The sequence below is a fragment of the Phytoactinopolyspora halophila genome (assembly GCF_003287285.1).
GTDB classification, from domain to species: Bacteria; Actinomycetota; Actinomycetes; order Jiangellales; family Jiangellaceae; genus Phytoactinopolyspora_A; species Phytoactinopolyspora_A halophila.
In genome coordinates this window covers 188,496-209,576 of record NZ_QMIG01000004.1, presented here as the reverse complement: position 1 = coordinate 209,576, position 21,081 = coordinate 188,496, and the positions used below count along the sequence as shown (strand labels likewise).

Here is a 21,081-nt window from a genome sequence, read left to right as displayed (position 1 = left end):
CACAGCGGCCCGGGGGACGAGGCACAGCGGCCCGGGGGACGAAGCACAGCGGCCCGGGGGACGAGGCACAGCGGGGCAGAGTCACCGTACGTGGGACCGGCCCATCCCCCTGGGGCCGGTCCTCGCGTCTTACTGGAGTGCGCGCTGCTCGGCATGGACAGCCAACGAGCGCTCTTCCTTGTGTACGGGTCCGGCCCCTCGCGAGGGTAGGGACGAAAGTCCCTTGTGCGGGAAACTTTCTTAGAATGCCCACCGTGCCCACGATCGCTTCCCTGCTCGCCGATCCCGCCCTTCACCTCCGGGCCGTCGTCGACGGAGCCACGGGTGCGCTGGAAGCTCCGGTGCGCTGGGTGCACAACACGGAACTGCTTGACCCCTCGCCGTACTTGCGGGAGCGCGAGCTCGTCATGACCAACGGGTTGTGGCGGCACGACGACGGATCGGCCGCGAGGTTCGTGGAGAACGTGGTGGCGTGTGGGGCGGCTGGCATCGTCTTCGGATTGACGGAGCAGACCCCACGGATTCCGCCCGAGTTGATCGAAGCATGCCGTCGCGTGGACCTCCCGCTCGTGGAATTGGCGATCGAGGTGCCGTTCACGGAGCTCTCCCGGGCCGTGGCAGCCGAATACGCCGAGCATCGGCAGCACGAGCTGGCGGGATTGGTGCGGCGGGGCGATGCCCTCGCCGAGACGATCTCCCGTGGCGCCGGCCTTGCCGGCGTCCTGGACGTTCTGGAACGCGACCATCCCGAACTCGACGTCGCCGTCGTCGACCGCATGGCACGTCGACTTGCCGGCACGTGGCTGGAGGAGGGCGATCTGGAAGCCATCGCCGCTGCTCTGGCCCGGCACCCACCTCCGCTCGACGTCGAGCTCCGGGAGGGGAGGAGGGCGTCGCTGTTCCTGTGCGGGGCCCTGGGTGGCGCCGATGCCGCGCTTGCCTGCCTGTCCCCGTCGAGTGAGCTCGGCAACGCGCATCGGGACGCGCTCGATCAGGTGGCCCGGTTCGTCAGTCTCGAGCTGGCCCGGATCGAGCTCACCCAGGCGATCGAGATGAGGTTCGCGGGTGAGCTCATCGAGATGATCAGTTCCGGTACGCCGGACACGGACCTCGTCGCGGAACGGCTCGAAGGGTTCGGGATCGGCGCCGGGGATCGGCTGGCTGTCTGGTCGGTGGCGAGCGGTGACGAATACGAGGGGATGTCTTCCGGTGCTCCGGTGGATCTCGCCGAGTCGATCCGGCGGTTCTTCGTCGATGAGGGCATTCCGGCGGTGGTTGCGAGTGGCTCGAACGACGTCGTCGTGATCTTTCCGTGGCGTCGTGCCGACGCCGAGCAGGAACCGCTTGCCACGCGGTTCGTGGAATCCGCTCGTACAGTGCCCAGGCGCGAACGCGTCGTGGCCGGTCTGGGCACCGTCGGGAGCGGTATCGGGTGCCTGCGATCGTCGCTGTTCGAAGCGCGTGAGGCGTGCCGGGTGCTACGCCGGCGCGCGGCTGGGGCACCGGTGGTGCGTTTCGCCGCGCTCGGGACGCACCATTTGCTTCTCGGCCTGAACGAGCCGGCGACGTTGCGACGGTTCGCGAAGGCGGTGCTCGATCCGATCCGCGAGCACGACCGTGCGCGCGGCAGCGAGCTGGAGCGGACCGTTCGCTCCTTTCTCGACCACGACGGACAGTGGTCGGCCACCGCCACGGCCTTGCACATCCACGTGAACACCTTGCGTAACCGGCTGTCCAGGGTCACTGAGCTGACTGGCCGGGACGTGAGCCGCACGGAAGATCGCGTCGATCTCTTCTTGGCCGTGCGAGCGCTCGATGCCGTCCCGGCGGAGTGACGTCGACGTCTTGCGGCCCACGTCGAGTGCCGTCCACGCCGAATGCCGCCCACGCCGGGCGACGTCGCCGAGCCGACTACCTAGGTGCGATGTTCGTGCCGTTCCGGTGGTGGGCAACTGGTGGCGCGAACGACGAGTTCCGGAGACAGCCGCACGCTTTCGACGCGGCCCTGGTCGATCACGTCCATGAGCAGGCGAGTGGCCGTTGCGCCCATGGTGGTGTGCGGGCTGCGGATGGTCGTGAGCTGGGCAGCTTCGGCCACGGGGACGTCGTTGCACCCGACGACGGCGACGTCGCGTCCGGGCTCGCGTCCGGCCTCGCGGAGTGCGATCACGGCACCGAGCGCGTCGAAGTCGTTGACCGCGAACACGGCGGTGACATCCGGGCGGCGGGCGAGGATACGCCGCATCGCTGCGCGCCCGCTCGATGCGTCGAGCCGGGTGCCCTCCACGAGATCGTCCTCGATCTGCACGCCGCGCTCACGCGACGCGTCGAGACAGCCGCTCGCGCGCTCCGACGATGCGCTCGAGTGCGCCAGACCGGCGAGCACGGCGACGACGGTGTGATCGAGGCCGGCGAGATGGGACCCGGCGAGCTGGCCCGCCAGGTAATCGTCGAGTGTGACCGACGGGTAGTCGCCGGTACGCCGGTTGACCAGGACGAACGGCACGCCCCGCTCGTGGACCCAGGCGATGTAGCCGGGGGTGAGATGCGCGTCGGCGAGCACGAGCCCGTCGACCCGTCGTGCGAGCATGAGTTCGGCGCGACGGTATTGCTCGGCCACGGCGTCGTAGGTGTTCGCCACGATCGCCTGATAGCCGAGTTCCAGTGCGGTGTGCTCGACTGCCTCGAACAAGATCGCTTGGACGACGTCGGTGAGCCGGTGGACCAGCATCCCGATGGTTCCGGAACGGCGGGTGCGCAGGCTGGCTGCGGCGAGATCGGGACGGTAGCCGAGCTCGGCGGCGATGCTCTGGATTCGCCGGGCCGTGGGATCGGCGCGGTCGGGCTGGCGCAGTGCGCGGGAGACGGTGGAGGTGTGTACCCCTGCGTGCTCGGCGATGGTGCGCAGCGTGACCGGTAGACCGCGCGTGGCGGCCGGATCATCCTGCGCGCGCGTGGCGGCCGGGTCGTCGTCGCCTTGGTCGGTCACTCCGGCGTGTCCTCCATGAGCTCTTGACGGCGGAATCGAACCGTCCATAGGCTACCGTAACAACGATCGCGCAAACGATTGCGCATACGTTGGCTGGTCGGCTACCACCGGCGACCGTCCACTCGACATGCCTTCGGAGGTCTGGTGTGAGCACCGAGATGTCCCGTCCGCGCCCGCACGTCCGGGTCCTCACCACGGGCGGCACCATCGCCTCGCGCTGGCGTGGCGCGAGTGTCGTGGCAACCGATGGGCCCGACGACCTGCTCGCCCACCTGGATCTTCCCGGAATCGGTCTCGAGGGGCAGGAAGTGTTGCGCATCGGCAGCTACCGGGTAGGTGACCCGGAACTGCGACAGATCGCTCGCGCGGCCCACGAGGCGGCGCACGAAGCCGACGGCGTTGTGGTCACCCACGGCACGGACACGATGGAGGAGAGCGCCTTTCTCACCGATCTTGTCCATAGCGGCGAGACACCCATCGTGTTCTGCGGTGCCCAACGCCACGCCGACGAGCCGGACACCGACGGCCCGCGCAACCTGGAGAACGCGGTACGGCTGGCGGCGAACGAGCACGCTCGAGGTATCGGCACGGTGGTCTGTATGGCGGGCACGGCGTGGCCCGCGCGATTCGCGGCGAAGACGCACACCACGGCCCTCGACGCGTACTCGGCGCCGTCGGCGGGGCCGCTGGCGACGGTGGACAGCACGGCCGTGCGGGTGCTGGCGCGGCCGGCGCGGGGCGACACGTTCGATCCCGTCGTGCTCGGTGAACCGTTGCCGCGCGTGGACATCGTCACCGCCTACGCCGGAGCGGATGGCGCCTTGCTGCGCGCAGCTGTGCAGGCGGGAGCCCGCGGGATCGTCGTCGCAGGGCTGGGAGCCGGAAATCTGCCGCCAGCGCTTGCGGAGGAGATCGCGGGTGCGATCACGGCGGGTGTCCCCGTCGTGGTGGCATCGCGCTGCGGGGCGGGTCCGGTGATCCCGCTGTACGGGGGGCCGGGTGGCGGGCGTGATCTCGCGCGCTCGGGACTGATCTTCGCCGGCACGGTGCGGCCCGCCCACGCCCGGCTTCTGCTGGCGCTGGCGCTGTCGACGGCGTCGACGGCGTCGATGATGGAGCGTGTCGCGGAGATCCTCGCCCGGCACATGTGAGGACGCATGTACGGCGCTGACCAGCCGAACCACCAGCCAGGCGACCCCACCAACGACATGACGATGCGAGGACTCACCCAACGGGGAGTCACGGAACGAGCGAACTCGAGGAGGCTCGGATGGCCAAGGAGATCATGTGTGCGTTCGGTGTCGACGTCGACGCCGTCGCCGGCTGGCTCGGTTCATACGGCGGTCAGGACTCGCCGGACGACATATCGCGCGGGATGTTCGCGGGTGAGGTGGGCACGCCGCGGCTGCTGACGCTGTTCCAGCGCTACGGGTTGCGAACCACCTGGTTCGTTCCCGGGCACTCAGCGGAGACGTTTCCCGAGCAGATGAAGGCCGTCGTCGATGCCGGGCACGAGATCGGCCTGCACGGCTATTCCCACGAGAATCCGCTGGCCATGAGCGATACGCAGGAGCGAGTTGTGCTGGAGCGCTCGATCGAGCTCCTGGAAGGGCTCGCCGGGCGGCGGCCAACCGGCTATGTCGCGCCGTGGTGGGAGTTCTCCCGGCAGACGGCGCAGCTACTGCTGGATCACGGGATCACCTACGATCACTCGCTGATGCACGACGACTTCACGCCCTACTACGTGCGTGTCGGTGATCAGTGGACGAAGATCGATTATTCGCGGCCGGCTGAGGAGTGGATGCGCCCGCTAGTGCGGGGCGAGCGGACCGAGCTGGTGGAGATCCCGGCCAACTGGTACCTGGACGACCTCCCGCCCATGTTGTTCATCAAGGGCGCCCCGAACAGCCACGGGTTCGTGAACCCCCGCCACCTCGAGGAGCTGTGGCGGGATCAGTTCGACTGGGTGTACCGCGAGATGGACTACGCGGTGGTGACGTTCACGATCCATCCGGACGTGTCGGGACGCCCCCAGGTGCTGCTGATGCTGGAACGGCTGATCGAGCACATCAACGGTCACGACGGCGTGCGATGGGCCACGTTCGATGAGATCGCCGCTGACTTCCGAGCCCGCAGCGGCACGAGTACCCCGCCGCGGTGATATCGCGTCCCCTCGGGAATGCCCTGTCGCTGGCATCCCCGAGGGGACGTTGACGTTCTGGTCGAGGCATCACGCCGGCGCGCGCCCGGCCCACCACCGTTCGGCGTTGTCTAGAGTGGCCATCGGGCTCAGCATGGCGGGATCGAACCGTTCCGGCTCCTGCCCGCGTGCGATCCGCTGCGGCAGATCCGGATGGCGCAGCGCACCGCGGGCGACGGCGACGACGTCGGCGTGCTCGCCGTCGAGAACACGGCCGGCCTGATCCGGATCGTGCATGCCTCCGTTGGCGATCACCGGAAGCCTGCCGGTTCGCCGGGCCAGCGCGGTGACCGTGTCGCCGTTGTCCAGCCGCGCCGTCTCCAGCCAATCGCGCCCCTCGCTGGCGATGTGCAGGTAGTCCAGGTGCGCACGGGTCACGGCTGCCACGATCCGCTCGGCGTCACGGGCGCCACCGGGCCAGCGGTATTCGACGTCGTTCACCTTCGTTTGCGAGAGTCGCATGCCGACGACGAACCCGGGGCTGGTCGCTGCCCGGATCCCGGCAGCGACCTCCGCCAGCAGGCGTACACGGCGGTCGAGGTCCCCGCCGTATCGATCGGCACGCAGGTTCGTGTAGTCGGTGAGGAACTGATCGAGAAGATACCCGTTGGCCGCGTGGATCTCGACACCGTCGAACCCGGTCGCGAGCGCTCGCTCCGCCGCCCCGACGAACCCGTCCAGCACGGCGTCGATGTCATCCCGATCCATCTCCGCGGGCACGGGCCAGGGGCCGTCACCGCCGTATTCGGGCAACATCGCGCCGCGAGGCTGCACGGCAGAGGGCCCCGCCGTCCCGGAGACATGGGGATTTCCCTGAGACAGCGCGCCGGCGTGCATGAGCTGCATGATGATGTGCCCGCCGGCGGAGCGTACGGCGTCGACGACGTGGCGCCACCCCTGCATGTGCGCGTCGGTGACGGCGCCGGGCTGGTTGGCATATCCCTGGCTGTAGAGCTGATCGGTATAGGTGCCCTCCGTGATGACGAGACCGAACCCTCCGCGTGCGAACCCGGCGTAGTAGTCGGCCATCTGGCGCGTGGGGACGCCATCGCTGGTCGCGGAGACGCGGGTCATGGGCGCCACCGCGAACCGGTTGGGCAGCTTGATGCTGCCCAGGTACGCGGGGGAGAGGGCGGGATGCAGTGGACTCGGGGTGGCTGGGCTGCTGATGCTGGTCATGGTGCGACTCCTGTACGCAGGATGGTTTAGTGATCGGATCGAGTTCGGTGTGGATCGAGGTCGCGCGAGTCACGCAGGTGTGAATCGAGTACGTGGGAAGTCGAGCCGGCGGGAATCGAGTCAGTCGAATCAGCGGGAGTCGAGCACGTCGATCGCCAGTGATGTCGGCTGCTTCTGATTGATGTCGGAGAGATCTTGCGGGCACGCGGAAACGACGACGAGGCAGTCGAGCTCCGCCTCGAACGTGATGGCATCGCCTGGCCCGGACATCGCGGACAGCAGGCTGATCGTGCCGTCGTCGGCGACGGGTACCCGCATGAAGACGTTCACCGGCTGCGGGACTGCGGGTACGGCGTCTCGCCCGGCACCCGCCGGTAAGCCGGCGCCTGTCGAACCGTGCGCGTCGTATGCTTCCAGCGCGTCGCGGAGGTTCATCGCGCACGATGGGTGTCCCTCGGGCGCGCCGAGCTGGCGGTAGCGGGCGGGGTCACACGCCGGGACGAGCATGTCGTGGTACCCGGGCGAGGTGTCCTCGACCAGCCGCAAGATCGGCCGGCGTGCCGTGGTGACGAACTGCTCTCCCGGTCGGGGGAAGAGCCGGTTGACGTGCAGGCGGGTGTGGGCCGCGCTGAGGTGTTCGCCGGGGTTGTCCGCGACAACGACGAACACGTCGCCGACCTGCCCGCCGTGGGTGTCGGTTACCCGCACGTGCTGCCCGGGCTGTACGTGGACGGCCCGGGCGGTGCTGGCGGGCACGGGAACGTGGAGGGGCGCGTTGTTGGCCATGCTGCCAGTAGAACACCCGGGCGCGCCCAAACGAGATGGATAAATCTCCATCGCGATGGCGGTATCACTGGTCGATCACCCAACGTGCGGGTGAGACATGTGCCCGCCAGCGTGCCTCTCGCCACACGGCCGGCAACACGGCGGAGATCCCGCCACTTAGCCCTGGAAAGTACCTCCGGTCCAGAACGGCATGGTCAACGGCCCGGCTGCGGGCAGGCCCAGAGCCGTGGCCAGGTGCGTCAACGAACCCCATGGCCGTATCGACACCCCGGCGTTCGCTGGTGACTGGCTGTTCTCCGGTGGTTTGAGCCGCTCCACGAACGGCACGCGCGGGAACATCTGGACGTCGGCGAGATCGTCGCGGCGCGGCAACCCGGCACGATCCCGGGCGATCTGTATCGCCGTCGCCAGGCCACCTAGCTCGTCCACGAGCCCGCGCTCGTAGGCGTCGGCTCCCGTCCAGATCCGCCCGCGCGCGACGCCCTCGACGTGCTCGCGGCTCAGGCCCCTGTCAACGGCCACCTTGGCGGTGAAATCCTCGTAGACCCGATCGAGCCAGCGGTTGAGGATCTCCCATTGCTCCTCGGAGTACGACTGCTCGGCTTCGAACATATCGGCCTGCGCGCCGACGCTGACCCGTTCGATGGCGACGCCCAGCCGATCCAGGAGGTTCTGGGACGCGAACTTGCCGGCCAGTACACCGATCGAGCCGGTGATGGTGGCCGGAGATGCGACGACGGCGTCGGAACACATCGTCACGAAATAGCCACCAGAGCCGGCGACCGAGCCCAACGACGCGATGACCGGCTTGCTCCGGCGAGCGATGCGCACATCGTTGCGGATCGTGTCCGAGCCGACGTAGGAGCCGCCCGGGCTGTCCACCCGGAACACGATCGCGCGGACCGACTCGTCCTTCACCGCGGCCCGCAGCGCGGAACCGATTGTGTCGGCGCCGAGCGTTGCGGAACCCAGCGGGTTCGTGGAACTGCGGCCCGTCGTGACCGGGCCGCGTCCGTGGATCACGGCGACGCGTGCCGGCTTGCGTTGCAGGTACGATGCGACGGCCTGGTTCTTGTTCTGCGCGTGGTTGTACCGCCCGACGTATCGCAACCGCATCCTGCCACCGAGGCGCTTGGCCAGCTCGGTGTACGCGTCGTCGCGATATCCGATGCGGTCCACCAGGCCGGCGGATCGCGCGTCGTCGGCCGGGATCATGCTGCTGTCCACGAGCTCGCGCAGGCGTGCCCGGTCGATCCCGCGTGCCGTCGCCACCTCGGAGATGATCTGGTCTGCGGTGGACTCCACGATCCGCCCGAGCGCCTCCCGATGCGCGTCGGTGAAACCGGGCTGCGTGAACATGTCGGCGGCGTTCTTGTACTCGTAGCGCTGTGCGAGCTCCGGCTGCAGGCCGAGACGATCCAGCGCGCCGCGCAGGAAGAGGGCGGGAGCGTTCAGCCCGGGAAGGACGACGTCTCCCGACGGCTGTAGCCAGATCTCGTCGAAAGCGGTGGCGGTGTAGTAGCCGATGGTTCCCGGTGCCATCTCACCGAAGGTCTGTGCCCAGGCCACGGTGGGTTTGCCGGACTGGGCGAACTCCCGTACGGCGGCGCGGATCTCCTGGACCACCGACGTCGGCTGCGCTCCTGAGTCGCATCGCGCGATCAAACCGGCGACCTTGGGATCGTTGGCGGCCCGGCGCAGCCCTTCGAGGACGTCGGTCAGCTGCGTACGTTGGCGCGCTCGGATGGCGTTCAGCGGGTCCTGCGGGGGAGCGGTGATCAGTGGTGTGTGCAGGTCGAGCTCGAGAACGAGAGGCGCAGGAGTCATGCGTCCACCCTATGACGACCTGTTGGCCACGGGTGCGGGATGCAGGCGTGCACGGAAGGAACCGACATCGTCGAGGTCATGGCCTGGATAATGTCGGTTCCTTCGATCCTGTGGCGAGCGCAGCGCCTAGATGGTCACCTCCGTGCCAAGGCCGGCAGCGGTGGCGGCTTCGTAGGTTGCCGCGGCCGCGGCGACGTCGAGCGCGGCGTATCCGGTCGACTTGAACACGGTCAGCTCGTCCGCGGTGCGGGCCGGGACGTCGCCGGCGAGTACGTCGCGGGCGAGTACGTCGCGGGCGAGCACCTCACCCACGAGGCGGGCGTGTCCGTCGGGAACGTCCTGCAGCTCGTGCGCACCGGCAGGTGGGGCGCAGGTGCTGGCGCCGGGCCACTCGACGAACAGGGATCCCCCGGTGACGGTCGCGTGTTCGAGCTCGGGCCCGAGGGAGCCACCAACGGAGCTTACATGCGCGTGCGGGCGCAGCCAGGCATGTCGCACGACGGGCTGCCCGGCATGCGTGCAGCAGAACACGACGTCGGCCCCGGACACCGCCTCCTCGACGCTCGTGCTGGCCTGCACGCCGTACTCGTCGGCCACCTCGGCGGCCGACGCGGGTGTGCGGGACACGACGATCTCGGCGTCGGCTTCCAGGTGCTGCAGCAGGGCGAGCTGGGCCCGCGCCTGCGTTCCGGCGCCGACGACGGCGATGCGCTCAACCTGGGGTGGGGCCAGTGCCTGAAAGGCCACGGTGGCACTGCCCGTGGTCCGCCTGGCCGTGATGGCCTCGCCGTTCATGATCGCCAGCAGGTGGCCGTCGTTCTCGTCGAACAGCGCGACGAGGCCCTGGTGAGCGCTGCGCCCGCCGGGGCCGAGACCCGAGAAGATGGAGACGAACTTGCCCGCGAGCCCGAGACCGGGAACGTAGCCGGGCATCGCACCGAGGATGCCGGCCGGGGCGTAGGCGGCGACACGCGGAGGTGTCGACGTATCGCCACGGCTCGTCGCGATCAGCGCCGTGCGCAGCGCACCCAGCAGGCGGTCGGTGTCTAGCGCTGCGCCGGTGGCGGCGTGGTCCAGCAGGAGGATGCGGCTCATCGGGCACCATCTCCCGGCGTGTCGACGGAGTGGAGGAAGTCGTCGACGACGCCGTTCCAGGTCTGCGGATCCTCGAAGTACGTCGAGTGGCTCAGATCCAGCTCCACCACTCGGGCGTCAGGCAGGCGCTGGGCGGCGTCGCGGACGTGGCCGGGTGTCATCACGGGATCTCGTGATCCGCAGATGAGCAGCGTGGGGATGGTGAGCTCGCCGAGCGCGTCGGCGTCGTGCACGGTCTCGGCGAGCATCGTCGCGAAGTCCGCGTCCGGTGGTCGCCGGCCGAACGAGCTCAGTGCCTGGTACAGGTAGGCGCGCGGCGGGTCGCTTTCGGGCAGGCGATCGCCGATCGCGGGATGGCGCGAGAGCGGCTTGGTGCCGTACGTGGCCTGGACCGGACCGGCGTCGAACGGCGGCAGGTGGAGCGCCGGAATGCCGGCGGTGCTGCTGCTGAGAACCAGGGAACGGACCCGCTCTGGGGCAGCGAGGGCCGCACCGAGCACGGCCCACCCGCCGAGCGACTGGCCAACGAGATGCGCGGTGTCGACGTCGAGATGGTCCAGCAGCGCGAGCTGGTCGTGGACCGACGTCTGCGGTCCGGCTCGCCCGTTGTCGTTGGACGAGCGCCCGAACCCGCGCTGATCCCAGGTGATGACCCGGTAGCGGCCGGCGAAGTGGGGGAGCTGCTGGAACCAGACGACGGCGTTGCCGCCGAGGCCGTGCGCGAGAACGAGCGGTGTACCGGTGCCGGCCGTCTCGTACCAGAGGGTGTCACCGTCGGAGGTGCGAAGGTAACCCTCGGTGCGCTCGATTGCCCGCCCCGCCATCTTGTCGATCTTACGGGACCTTGGGATGATCGAAAGAGCACCTCTTTACCCGCTGATCATGAACACTAGTCGTGCTATGTAGCCGCAAAGTGTTCATGATCAGCGGGAAGGGGGTTGGGGGTTTGGGGGTGACGGTGACGATGGGTGGCACGCCGACAGATCCGATCGCACGGGTGGCCGTGTTCAGCACGGGTACGGTCCGTATGCATCCCGAACACGTGGGGCCAACACGAAAGCCGACGCCCGTCTGGCTGCTCACCTCGCGGCGATGGACCGAGCCACGCCCGATCAACGTCTTCGTCGTCGAACATCGAGACGGCCTCGTCCTGTTCGACACCGGCCAGGATCCCGCATCGGTGACCGATCCGGACTACTTTCCCGGGCGGGCGAACAAGCTGGTGAACGCCCGGATGGCGAAGATCCACCTCGATCCGTCCGACACGGTGGAGGCGAACCTCGCACGCCTCGGTTACCGGATCGCCGATGTCGGCACGGCCGTGCTCTCGCACCTCCACCCCGACCACGTGGGGGGACTCCCGGTACTTCGGCACGCGAACATCGTGGTCAGCCGCAGCGAGTGGGACACACTCCAGGTTCCCCGTCCACAGATGCGCGGCATCTACCGCTCACACATCGACATGCCGGGGCTCACCTGGAAACTGATCACGCCGGAACCGCTCGGAGATCCGGATCTCGCGCCGTTCCACGAGGGCTACGACCTGTTCGACGACGGCAGTGTCGTTCTCCTGTCGACCCCCGGACACACCCCGGGCTCGTTGTCGATGCTGGTTCGGCGTACCGATCGTGCTCCGCTGCTCCTGGTAGGGGATCTGACCTACGACGCGAGACTACTCGCGGCCGGGCAGCCGTCGGGGCTGTGTGACAAGCGAGTGACCCGTTCGGTGATGGAGAAGGTGAACGCGCTGCGCTACACCTGGCCCGACATGGCCGTACTGCCAGCTCACGATCCCGGATCGGCCTCCCGGCTGGCTGCTGCCGTCGCGTAGCCTCCCGGGCGTCGGCCGGCGGCGGTGTCTGCCGGCGGTGCCGGGGTCTGCGGGCAGTGCCGGGGTCTGCGGGCGGTGCCGTCGTCTGCGGCCGGCGTCACCAATGTGGCTTCGCGCACATTCCCCGACCCTCTCAGTATGCTCACAGCTCCTGCATGTTCTCCTTGTTCAGGTTTTTCTGACACGTCTCATGGAGTATCTGTGGCTACCTTCCTCTACCGGCTGGGCCGGCTCTGTCACCGCGGCCGACGGCTCGTCGCCCTCCTCTGGCTGGCGGTACTGATTGCCGTCGGTGGTGCGGCTGCCACGTTGTCCGGCCCCACCTCCGATTCGTTCTCCATCCCGGGTACCGAGTCCCAGGAAGCGTTCGACCTGCTCGAAGAGCGATTCCCCGATATGTCCATGCAGGGCGCCGAGGCGCGGGTCGTGTTCGCCGCGCCAGAAGGCAGCACGATGGAAGACCCGGAGACGGCTTCCGTGGTGGAGGAAGTCGTCGGGGAGCTGCGGGACGCGCCCCAGGTCGCGAACGTGGACAGCCCGTTCGACTCCGGCATGGTGTCCGAGGACGGCACCATCGCGATGGCCCAGGTCAGCTACGAGGTCGACTTCTTCGAGCTGGAGGACGCGGCACGCGAAGCGCTCTTTGACGCGGTCGAGACCGGACGCGACGCCGGACTGACCGTCGAGGCCGGCGGCGACGCGACCATGGAAGAGGAGGTCGAAGGCGGAAGCGAGATGATCGGTCTCGCCGTCGCCGCCGTCGTGCTTCTCATCACCTTCGGCTCGCTCGCTGCCGCCGGTATGCCGTTGATCACGGGTGTCACCGGGGTCATGATCGGTATTTCCGGCATCTCCGCAGCCACCGGATTTCTGGAGCTCGGAGAGACCACACCGATCCTGGCGACGATGCTCGGTCTGGCCGTCGGCATCGACTATGCGCTGTTCATCGTGTCGCGTTACCGGCACGAGCTGTCGGTCGGCAATCGCGTCGAGGAAGCTGTCGGCCGGGCCATCGGCACGGCCGGCTCGGCCGTCGTGTTCGCCGGGCTGACCGTGATGATCGCGCTCGTCGGCCTGTCCGTCGTCGGCATTCCCATCCTGACCGAGATGGGTCTGGCCGCCGCGGTCACCGTGGGGATCGCCGTCCTGGTCGCGCTGAGTTTGCTCCCGGCCCTGCTCGGTTTCGCGGGGAATCGGGTACTGCGCTGGCGCGTGCCCGGGCTGAAGATCAGCGATCCCGAGGCCGACAACGGCAACGGCAAGGGAACCCTGAGCAAGCGTTACGTCGGGATGATCACTCGCCGACCGCTCACCGTCCTCGTTATTGCCGTGGCGGCGCTCGGTGCGCTGGCGCTTCCCGCACTCGACCTGCGGCTCGGCCTTCCCGACGACGGCGACCAACCCCCCGAGACGACGCAGCGTCAGGCTTACGATCTGACCGCCGAAGGTTTCGGGCCCGGGTTCAACGGCCCGCTCCTGGTCGTCGTCGACGGCGCGCAGAGCTCCGACCCGCAGGCCACAGCCGAGCAGGTGTCCGGATCGCTCGCGGAGATGGACGGCGTCGCCCGGGCCGCGCCACCGCAGTTCAACCAGGCTGGCGACACGGCCATCATCAACGTCATTCCCACGACGGGCCCATCCAGCCAGGAGACTGAGGACCTGGTAGAGACGATGCGGTCCGAGCTCACGACGCTGGTCGAGAACGACAGTGCATCCGTGGCGGTGACCGGCAACACCGCCATCATGATCGATTTCTCGGACACGATGGGCGATGCCATGCTGCCCTACCTCATGGTGGTGGTCGGCCTCTCGCTGATCCTGTTGATGCTGGTGTTCCGCTCGATCGTGGTGCCCGTCAAGGCGGCGGCAGGCTTCTTGCTGACCATGGCCGCAACGTTTGGCGCGATCGTGGCCGTGTTCCAGTGGGGCTGGCTCAGCGATGTGTTCGGCATCGACCAGACCGGGCCGATCATCAGCATGCTGCCGATCTTCATCATCGGTGTGGTCTTCGGTCTGGCCATGGACTACGAGGTCTTCCTCGTCACCCGGATGCGGGAAGAGTACGTGCGTGGACATCAGCGCAACGCCGCGATCACCGTCGGATTCCAGCACGGATCCCGGGTGGTCGCTGCGGCCGCGCTCATCATGATCAGCGTGTTCTTCGGGTTCGTGCTCGGCGACGATGACATCATTACGCAGGTTGGTCTGGCCCTGGCCGCTGCGATCGCGTTCGACGCGTTCGTGGTGCGGATGACGATCGTCCCGGCGGTGCTGGCGCTCGTCGGCGACCGGGCATGGTGGTTGCCGAGGTGGCTCGACCGGGTATTGCCGAACGTCGACGTCGAGGGTACGAAACTCGCTCGGTATCTGGCCGCACGCGATTCGCAGGAACCGGCGACGGCCGAACCCGCCGGAGTGGGCTCGCGCGAGCACTGAGTGGAGGGCCGCTCGCCGTAACACGTCTTCTTGGGCCGTGACACGTCTACAGCCGTGTTACGGCCCAAGAAAACGTACCAAACATGATCATTCGGAAGGGGTGGCCGCGTCGTGGCGAACGGCGGGGTCCTACGAGGTGACAGCCTGCGCGCGACTGGTGGCGTAGTGGCAGGCGACCTGGGTCTGCTCCCCTCCGGTCAGGATCGGCAGGTCGTCGGTGCGGCAGTGGCCGTCGACGCCTTCGGCCGCGGCCGCGCCTGACGCCAGCACCTGGCACCGCGGGTGAAAGCGGCACCCCGCGGGTACGTCCGTGGCATCCGGCGGCTCACCCGCGAGAACCACGGGTTCCGGGATGGGCGAGTGGGGCAACACCGAGACGAGCGCCCGGGTGTAGGGGTGCTGCGGATCGGTAAGCACGTGGTCAACAGAGCCCTGCTCGACGATGCGCCCCAGGTACATGACCGCGATGCGGTCGGCGATGTTCCAGGCCAAGCCCAAGTCGTGCGTGACGACCACAGCGGCCAGCCCCAGCTCGTCGCGCAGCCGCATCAACAGGGCCAGGATCTCGCCCCGGACCGAGGCGTCGAGGGACGCCACCGGCTCGTCGGCGATGATCACTTGGGGATGCAGGACCAGCGCACCGGCGATGACCACGCGCTGGCGCTGCCCACCCGAGAGCTCGTGCGGGTACGAGAGGAAGAATCGCTCCGGCGGGCGCAGCCCGGCACGTGACAGCGCCTCGGCCACCCGATCGTGCTCGTTGTCGTCGATGCCGTGAATCCTGAGCCCTTCGGCCACCGCGTCATACACCGTGTGCCGAGGGTTGAGTGCTCCCGTGGGGTCTTGCAAGACCAGCTGCACCTGGCTGCGGTACGCCTTGAGCGTCTTGGTGCTGTAGGCGAGTGGCGTGCCCTGAAAGCTCACCGTTCCCGACGTCGGGTGTTCCAGGCCGAGCAGCGTGCGCGCGAGGGTGGTCTTGCCGCATCCGGATTCGCCGGCGAGGGCGAGGATCTCGCCAGGCAGGAGGTCGAGGTTCACACCGTCCACGGCGCGGGCGATGCGCCCGCCCGGGGCCGTGAATCGAACCGCCAGATCTGTGGCGCTCAGGATCGGCTTCGTCGTCCCGTCAGTCATGTGTCGTCCTCCGAGGTCGCCCGGACGCGCAGGTCGCCGGCGCCGCGTTCCTGGGACCCGGCATCGCGTTCCTGGGCCCTGGCATCGCGTTCCCGGGCATCTGGGCCGGCGGCGACGCCGAGCGCGCTCGGCGTCGCCGCGGGGGGTTGCGTGGGTTCGGCCTCGACGCGGAGGCAGGCGGCTTGCCAATCGTGCCGGACCGCGCGAAGTTCCACCGTGGTAGATGTGCACTCGTCCATCGCCACCGGGCAGCGAGGATGGAATGAGCACCCGGTGGGCAGCGCGGCCGGATCGGGCGGGTCTCCCGCGAGGCCCTGCGGGTTGCGCCGTTCGTCCGGGTCGCCCACGATCGGGAATGCTGCGGAGAGTGCCTGAGCATAGGGGTGCTGGGCGTTGCCGAAGACCTCATGGGACGGGCCGTGCTCCACGAGCTTGCCCGCATACATGACCGCGAGCTGGTCACAGGTGTCGGCAAGCACGGACAGGTCATGGCTGATCATGACGAGCGCGATGTCCCGTTCTGCCACCAGCCTCTTGATGAGCGCCAGCACCTGCGCCTGGATCATGACATCGAGCGCCGTTGTCGCCTCGTCCGCGATGATGAGCTGGGGCGAGCAGGCGAGCGCCATCGCGATCATGACGCGTTGCCGCTGCCCACCCGAGAGCTGATGCGGGTAACTACGTGCGCGCCAGGTGGGCAGGCCCACTTGCGTCATGAGCTCGACCGCCCGTTCCTCGGCGGCGCTGGCCGAGATGTGCTCGTGCAACACGATCGGCTCGGCGATCTGCCGGGCGACGCGTTGCACCGGATTGAGCGAATGCATGGCGCCCTGGAAGACGATCGACGCACCAGCCCACCGGACCACCCGCAACGTGCCGAAGGACATCTTCAGCACGTCCTCGCCATCCAGCATGATCCGTCCGGACACCTGGGTGCCCCGAGGCAGCAACCGGAGCACGGCAGCCGCGACCGTGGACTTGCCGCATCCGGACTCTCCGGCGAGGCCGAGAGAGTCACCCGGCTGCAGGCCGAACGAGATACCACGCACGGCGGGAATCTCGCCGCGGGCGCTGCGGTAGGTGATCGTGAGATCGTCGATCTCCAGTAACGGCGTCACGGAACCCCTCTCATGTGTTGTCACGAAGCCGCGGGTTGAGGACGGACTCCATGGCACGCCCGCACAGCGTGAATGCCAGCACCACCAGAAGGATGGCGATACCGGGTGGCAGCATGTACCACCAGGCACCCACCGAGATGGCGCCCGCGTCGAATGCCCGTTCCAGGATGGTTCCCCACGAGGGCTGGCTCGGATCGCCCAGGCCGAGGAAGGAGAGCGATGCTTCGGCCAGGATGGCGCTGGAGACCTGCAAGGTGGCGCTGGCCAGTACCAGTGGCATCAGGTTGGGCAGGACGTGCCGCGTCATCTGGTGCCAGTGACCGGCACCCAGCGCCTGCGCGCGCTCGATGTACGGGCGGCCCTCGATCGCCATGGTTTGCGCCCGCACCACCCGCGCCGTGCTCGCCCACGACGTCAGCGCGATCGCGGCGATGATTGTGATCCTGCTCGGCCCCAGGGCGATGACCAGGGCGATCGCAAGCACCAGGTTGGGCAGGACGATGAACCAGTCGGTCAGCCGCATCAGCACCCACGAGATCCAGCCACCGAAATGCGCCGCGGCCATGCCGATCAAGGTGCCGAGCGTCACGGCGAGCACTGCGGCCACGACGCCGACTTGCAGCGACACTCGCGCGCCCCAGATCACCATCAGCAAGATGGAACGTCCGGTCTGGTCGGTGCCGAACCAGAACTCCGTGCTCGGAGACTCCATCCGTCCACCCGGAGCATTCGACGCCCGCAGCTCGGCCTCGTCCGTGTACAGCGGGGCCAGCACGGTGAGCAGGGTGATGGCGATCAGGATGGCCAGACCAACCAGGCCCGCGCGCTGGGTCCGGTACAGCCGCCAGAACGTGGACAGTGCGGCGCGCCGCCGGGCCCAGACGATGGCGCGGGCGGAGTGCAGACGCTCCTCGCCCTGCTGCGTGCCCTGCTCGCTCATGCCGACCTCCGCACTCTCGGATCGAGAAACCGGTACAGGATGTCGACCAGGAGGTTGGCCAGGATCGTGGTACCGGCGAAGAAGATGAACAGCAATTGCAGAAGGGGGATGTCCGGTATCTTGATCGCCTGGTAGAAGAGCAGCCCAAGGCCCGGCCAGCTGAATATGGTCTCCGTCAGCAACGCGCCGTTGAAGATCGCGCCGAACTGCAAGGCGATCAGGGTGACGGTCGGAAGCATCGCGTTGGGCACGGCGTGCCGGCGGCGTACCACGGCGTCGCGCAGTCCCTTGGCTCGGGCGACGGTCAGGTAATCGTTGTTGCGCTCCTCCAGGATGGACGAGCGCATGATGAGCACGTACTGCGCGTAGATCACCGCGGCCATCGTGACGGCGGGCAGCACCAGGTGATGCGCGACGTCGAGCGCTTCCGGCCAGAAACCGTCGGCCACGCCCCGGGTGGAGCGCATGCCGTTGACCGGGAACATCCCCAGCTCTACCGAGAATACGATGATCACGATCATGCCCAGCCAGAACGTGGGCGCCGACCACAGCGTCAGCGAAATGCCGACCTGGCTCTTCTCGAAGAAGCTGCCCTGCTTCCACCCGGCGCGAGCACCAATCCAGATCCCCAGCCCGGCGGCCAGGATCAGGGCAGTGCCGGTGAGCAGCAGCGTGTTGGGTAGCCGGTCCCACATCAGGTCGGTGACCTGCGCACTGGAAACGTACGATTCACCCCAGTCCAGGGTGAAGAGGTCCTTGACGTACTCCCAGAACTGGACCGCCATCGGCTCGTTGAGCCCGAGACGCTCCTCGATCTCGGCCCGCTGCTCCGGCGTCATCGGGGAGTCCCCGCCGATCGCTCGCACCGGATCGCCGCCGATGATACGGAAGATGAAGAAGGCGCTGAACAGCACCAGGATCATCGATACGGCGGCACCGGAAATCCGTCCAGCGAGATAGCGCCAGAGCTCCCGGCGCGCCGCCGAGCGCTCCGGGCGGGGTGGGGTGTCGCCGTCGAGATCGTTGCCGTTTCCGTCGCCGGCGCCGATGCCACCACCAGGTGGTGACACCGACGCCTGCGTCGTGGAGAGCTTACCCATCGTGGTCGCCGTTACTCCCGTTCGTGGGCGGTCGCGCGGCGGCGCACGAGCCAGATGGCCCCACCGATGACAATCAACGCCACGACGACGATCGCGACGATCAATCCGGTGTTGGAACCATCGTCGTCGGAGGCGGCCGCGGTGTCGTCACCGTCGTCGGCGCTGCCGTCGCCGGCCGCCGCGTCCTCGGCCATGTCGGCCGGCACCGCCTGGGTGTACCCGTAGTCGCCCTGCTGCCGGGCGATCGTGCCACCGGATTCAGGCAACATGCCGAAGCCGGTCCAGTCGTTGGAGTAGGCCTCGATCGCGTGATCATAGTAGAGAATGATCTGCGGGCTGTCCCGGTAGACGATCTGCTGTAGTTCCTTGACCGCCTCGGCCCGCTCCTCGGAATCGGTGGCCCGCAGTTGCTGTTCCCACAGCGCGTCGACCTCTTCGTTGCAGTAGAAGTCGAACGTCAGGTCGGTCGGTTCCGGCTCGTCGGGCAGCCGATCACAGGTGAGGTAGGCGAGGTCCTCGCTGGGGTCCGGGCCGTAGTTCCAGCCGCCTGTCGAGATGTCGTAGTTGCCCGCGTCCAGCTCCTCGTTGAGCGGGACGGTCTCCATCGGAGTCGGTTCCACCGCGATGTCGAGCTCGCCGATCCAATCCACCAGGAAGTCGACGATGTCGGCGTAGGCTGGCCGGTCCGAGTGGTATTGCAGCCGGAAGTTCAGCGGCTCGCCGCTCTCCGGGTCGATACGGATGCCGTCGTCCGTACGCTCGTCGTAGCCGGCCTCGTCCAGCAGCTCGTTGCCGCGTTCGGCGCTGACTTCGAATCTCTCGTCGCCCGGGTCCCAGAAGTGCTCGGAGAAGATCGGCGCGACCCAGCTCACGCCGGGGGTGCCGTTGCCGTCCAGGATGATGTCGACCAGTTGTTCCTTGTCGATCACGTGGTGAATGGCCTGGCGCACCACCGGGTCGGTGAGCGCCGGGTGCCCGTCGCCGAACTCCTCGCCGTCCTTGGTGCGAGCTCCGGTGTTGAAGCTGATGTTCTCCAGATGGCGGCTGGGCTGGATGCTGACCGTGACGTCCTCGTTGGATTCCAGCGCCGAGGCTTGTTCCGGGTTCAGGTTGTCGAGGAAGTCGATCTCGCCTTGCTGCAGGGCCTGAACGGCAGCCTCGGTGGTCTCGAAACTCTGGAAGACGAGCTCGTCATAGGCCACCGGCTCGTCCCAGTAGTTCTCGTTCGCGGTCAGCACGACGCGCTCGCCGGGGCTGTACTCGGTTAGCTGGAATGCGCCCGAGGTGGGCTGGCCCGGTTCTCCGGTGTACTCGCCCGGGTCGTCGATCTCGCTCCAGACGTGTTCCGGCATGGGCATCAAGCCGTTCAGGTGGTTCATGATCGCGCTCGGCTCGTCGGTGGTGATCTCCACCGTGTGGTCGTCGAGCGCTTCGACCGACGTCATCTGGTCCACCAGGCCGCCGTGCCGGGAGTTGAGGATGTCGTTGGTCTGCATCAGGTCGATGGTGAACACCACATCCTGTGCGGTGACCGGCTCGCCGTCGGACCACGTGGCGTCGGGGTTGAGATGGTAAGTCCAGGTCAGCCCGTCGTCGGAGACTTCCCAGTCTTCGGCCAGCCCCGGTGCGGGTGTGAAGTCTTCCTGGCTCCACCGGATCAGCGGGTCGTACATCAGGTGGTTGATCTCACCCTGGACGACCCAGCCGGAGTCCAGCGGGTTCAGATGGGGGATGTCGTTCAGTCCGACCTTGCCCACGACCAGCGTGGCGTCGGACGTGTCGTCGTCAGCGGCGAACGCCGGCGATGCAGCGACAGCCGCAGCGGCGAGCATCGGAGCCAGCGCTATCGCGGTCATCCGCCGCCAGCGTCGGATGGGTGTCGTAGCCATGATGCGGGAAGTACCTCGCAATCGAGTCGAGGAGCACATGTGGTGTTCGCCACTTGCGGGGAGTTGGTTCCTTCCACGGCAGGAGGCGGAGCGTCCGGTAGAAGGTCCATTGTGTGGACCTATTGACCGGTTGGTCTATCACCGTCGTGTAGGTGCGTCAATGGTCTGGACCTCTTGGTGCCTCGGAACCGCAGAGGTCTATACCGAATCGAGATGATCCTGGAAATATTTCTGTAACATAACTCGATCGACGGATGATCTCCGGGCTATCGCGGAAAAATGGCCAACGCCTACACATGACGCGCCAGATTGCTAGCCGTAGTGATCTGCCGTCAGTTCAAGTCTGTCATGTGTGTCCCGCGGGACGCGTGTGGCCCACGTTTGCCGAGTGGCTCGCCACGCCGGCCGGCTTTCGCGTGCCGGGAAATGTGGTTGGGAAACGCGACTGGACTTGACATGCTGGCTCGCAGGGTCGCTGAAAGCCCGCGCGGACCAGGGTTCCACATCGATCGTGCGAGCCGGGAATGTCAGGCTCGTCTGGCATGGTTGTTGCTGGC

The 21,081-nt window shown here is 67.8% G+C and carries 16 protein-coding genes; 5 read left to right on the top strand and 11 right to left on the bottom strand.

Features of this window, described 5'->3' with window-relative positions; all coding sequences use genetic code 11:
• The first annotated feature begins 254 nt into the window (after nt 1-254).
• A complete protein-coding gene (locus tag DPM12_RS07495; protein ID WP_112257739.1) occupies nt 255-1,835 on the top strand; it encodes a PucR family transcriptional regulator in 1,581 nt (526 codons plus the stop codon).
• Nucleotides 1,836-1,915: 80 nt separating this feature from the next.
• Here DPM12_RS07495 and DPM12_RS07490 read toward each other — a convergent pair whose 3' ends face one another.
• On the bottom strand, nt 1,916-2,989 hold the full coding sequence (locus DPM12_RS07490) for a LacI family DNA-binding transcriptional regulator (protein WP_158542809.1): 1,074 nt from the start codon (nt 2,987-2,989) through the stop codon (nt 1,916-1,918).
• 146 nt (nt 2,990-3,135) lie between these two features.
• Here DPM12_RS07490 and DPM12_RS07485 point away from each other — a divergent pair, with 146 nt between their 5' ends.
• The gene (locus DPM12_RS07485; RefSeq protein ID WP_112257662.1) at nt 3,136-4,140 is read left to right on the top strand and encodes an asparaginase; all 1,005 of its coding nucleotides are present in this window, start codon (nt 3,136-3,138) and stop codon (nt 4,138-4,140) included.
• 119 nt (nt 4,141-4,259) lie between these two features.
• Nucleotides 4,260-5,150 carry a polysaccharide deacetylase family protein gene (locus DPM12_RS07480; protein WP_112257661.1) on the top strand — a complete coding sequence of 297 codons (891 nt, stop codon included), beginning with the start codon at nt 4,260-4,262 and terminating at the stop codon, nt 5,148-5,150.
• A gap of 69 nt (nt 5,151-5,219) precedes the next feature.
• Here DPM12_RS07480 and DPM12_RS07475 read toward each other — a convergent pair whose 3' ends face one another.
• From DPM12_RS07475 to DPM12_RS07455, 5 genes are all read right to left on the bottom strand, one after another.
• A complete protein-coding gene (locus tag DPM12_RS07475) occupies nt 5,220-6,368 on the bottom strand; it encodes an oxidoreductase (RefSeq protein ID WP_112257660.1) in 1,149 nt (382 codons plus the stop codon).
• 129 nt (nt 6,369-6,497) lie between these two features.
• Complete coding sequence (locus tag DPM12_RS07470; protein ID WP_112257659.1) at nt 6,498-7,154, bottom strand: DUF1989 domain-containing protein; 657 nt, start codon at nt 7,152-7,154, stop codon at nt 6,498-6,500.
• A gap of 156 nt (nt 7,155-7,310) precedes the next feature.
• A complete protein-coding gene (gene sppA / locus DPM12_RS07465; protein WP_112257658.1) occupies nt 7,311-8,981 on the bottom strand; it encodes a signal peptide peptidase SppA in 1,671 nt (556 codons plus the stop codon).
• Nucleotides 8,982-9,107: 126 nt separating this feature from the next.
• Nucleotides 9,108-10,076 (bottom strand): ornithine cyclodeaminase family protein, encoded by a 969-nt coding sequence (locus DPM12_RS07460; protein WP_112257657.1) that lies wholly within the window; start codon nt 10,074-10,076, stop codon nt 9,108-9,110.
• Complete coding sequence (locus tag DPM12_RS07455) at nt 10,073-10,900, bottom strand: alpha/beta fold hydrolase (protein ID WP_112257656.1); 828 nt, start codon at nt 10,898-10,900, stop codon at nt 10,073-10,075. The genes DPM12_RS07460 and DPM12_RS07455 overlap by 4 nt, the downstream gene beginning before the upstream one ends.
• Nucleotides 10,901-11,028: 128 nt before the next feature.
• On the opposite strand from DPM12_RS07455, the gene DPM12_RS07450 reads away from it, so the two are divergent.
• Both DPM12_RS07450 and DPM12_RS07445 read left to right on the top strand, forming a co-directional pair.
• Nucleotides 11,029-11,907: an N-acyl homoserine lactonase family protein gene (locus tag DPM12_RS07450; protein ID WP_211658591.1), complete on the top strand. Its 879-nt coding sequence runs from the start codon at nt 11,029-11,031 to the stop codon at nt 11,905-11,907.
• A 201-nt stretch (nt 11,908-12,108) separates the two neighbouring features.
• Nucleotides 12,109-14,343 carry an MMPL family transporter gene (locus tag DPM12_RS07445; protein ID WP_112257655.1) on the top strand — a complete coding sequence of 745 codons (2,235 nt, stop codon included), beginning with the start codon at nt 12,109-12,111 and terminating at the stop codon, nt 14,341-14,343.
• A gap of 129 nt (nt 14,344-14,472) precedes the next feature.
• Here DPM12_RS07445 and DPM12_RS07440 read toward each other — a convergent pair whose 3' ends face one another.
• Genes DPM12_RS07440 through DPM12_RS07420 form a run of 5 tightly spaced genes read right to left on the bottom strand, consistent with a single transcriptional unit; the run spans nt 14,473 to nt 20,524 of the window.
• Nucleotides 14,473-15,477, bottom strand: a complete 1,005-nt coding sequence (locus tag DPM12_RS07440; RefSeq protein ID WP_112257654.1) for an ABC transporter ATP-binding protein — start codon at nt 15,475-15,477, stop codon at nt 14,473-14,475.
• Nucleotides 15,474-16,595 (bottom strand): ABC transporter ATP-binding protein, encoded by a 1,122-nt coding sequence (locus DPM12_RS07435; RefSeq protein WP_211658590.1) that lies wholly within the window; start codon nt 16,593-16,595, stop codon nt 15,474-15,476. The genes DPM12_RS07440 and DPM12_RS07435 overlap by 4 nt, the downstream gene beginning before the upstream one ends.
• 10 nt (nt 16,596-16,605) lie before the next feature.
• Nucleotides 16,606-17,535 (bottom strand): ABC transporter permease, encoded by a 930-nt coding sequence (locus DPM12_RS07430; RefSeq protein WP_112257653.1) that lies wholly within the window; start codon nt 17,533-17,535, stop codon nt 16,606-16,608.
• Nucleotides 17,532-18,635 (bottom strand): ABC transporter permease, encoded by a 1,104-nt coding sequence (locus DPM12_RS07425; protein WP_112257652.1) that lies wholly within the window; start codon nt 18,633-18,635, stop codon nt 17,532-17,534. Before DPM12_RS07425 ends, DPM12_RS07430 begins: the two co-directional genes overlap by 4 nt.
• An 11-nt stretch (nt 18,636-18,646) precedes the next feature.
• On the bottom strand, nt 18,647-20,524 hold the full coding sequence (locus DPM12_RS07420) for an ABC transporter substrate-binding protein (RefSeq protein WP_158542807.1): 1,878 nt from the start codon (nt 20,522-20,524) through the stop codon (nt 18,647-18,649).
• Nucleotides 20,525-21,081: the final 557 nt, after the last annotated feature.

Coding starts and splice junctions, on each gene's coding strand:
- DPM12_RS07440 (WP_112257654.1), bottom strand. CDS start 15,477: ATGACTGACGGGACGACGAAGCCGATCCTGAGCGCCACAGATCTGGCG.
- DPM12_RS07460 (WP_112257657.1), bottom strand. CDS start 10,076: ATGAGCCGCATCCTCCTGCTGGACCACGCCGCCACCGGCGCAGCGCTA.
- DPM12_RS07420 (WP_158542807.1), bottom strand. CDS start 20,524: ATGGCTACGACACCCATCCGACGCTGGCGGCGGATGACCGCGATAGCG.
- DPM12_RS07480 (WP_112257661.1), top strand. CDS start 4,260: ATGGCCAAGGAGATCATGTGTGCGTTCGGTGTCGACGTCGACGCCGTC.
- DPM12_RS07475 (WP_112257660.1), bottom strand. CDS start 6,368: ATGACCAGCATCAGCAGCCCAGCCACCCCGAGTCCACTGCATCCCGCC.
- DPM12_RS07425 (WP_112257652.1), bottom strand. CDS start 18,635: ATGGGTAAGCTCTCCACGACGCAGGCGTCGGTGTCACCACCTGGTGGT.
- DPM12_RS07455 (WP_112257656.1), bottom strand. CDS start 10,900: ATGGCGGGGCGGGCAATCGAGCGCACCGAGGGTTACCTTCGCACCTCC.
- DPM12_RS07430 (WP_112257653.1), bottom strand. CDS start 17,535: ATGAGCGAGCAGGGCACGCAGCAGGGCGAGGAGCGTCTGCACTCCGCC.
- DPM12_RS07470 (WP_112257659.1), bottom strand. CDS start 7,154: ATGGCCAACAACGCGCCCCTCCACGTTCCCGTGCCCGCCAGCACCGCC.
- sppA (WP_112257658.1), bottom strand. CDS start 8,981: ATGACTCCTGCGCCTCTCGTTCTCGAGCTCGACCTGCACACACCACTG.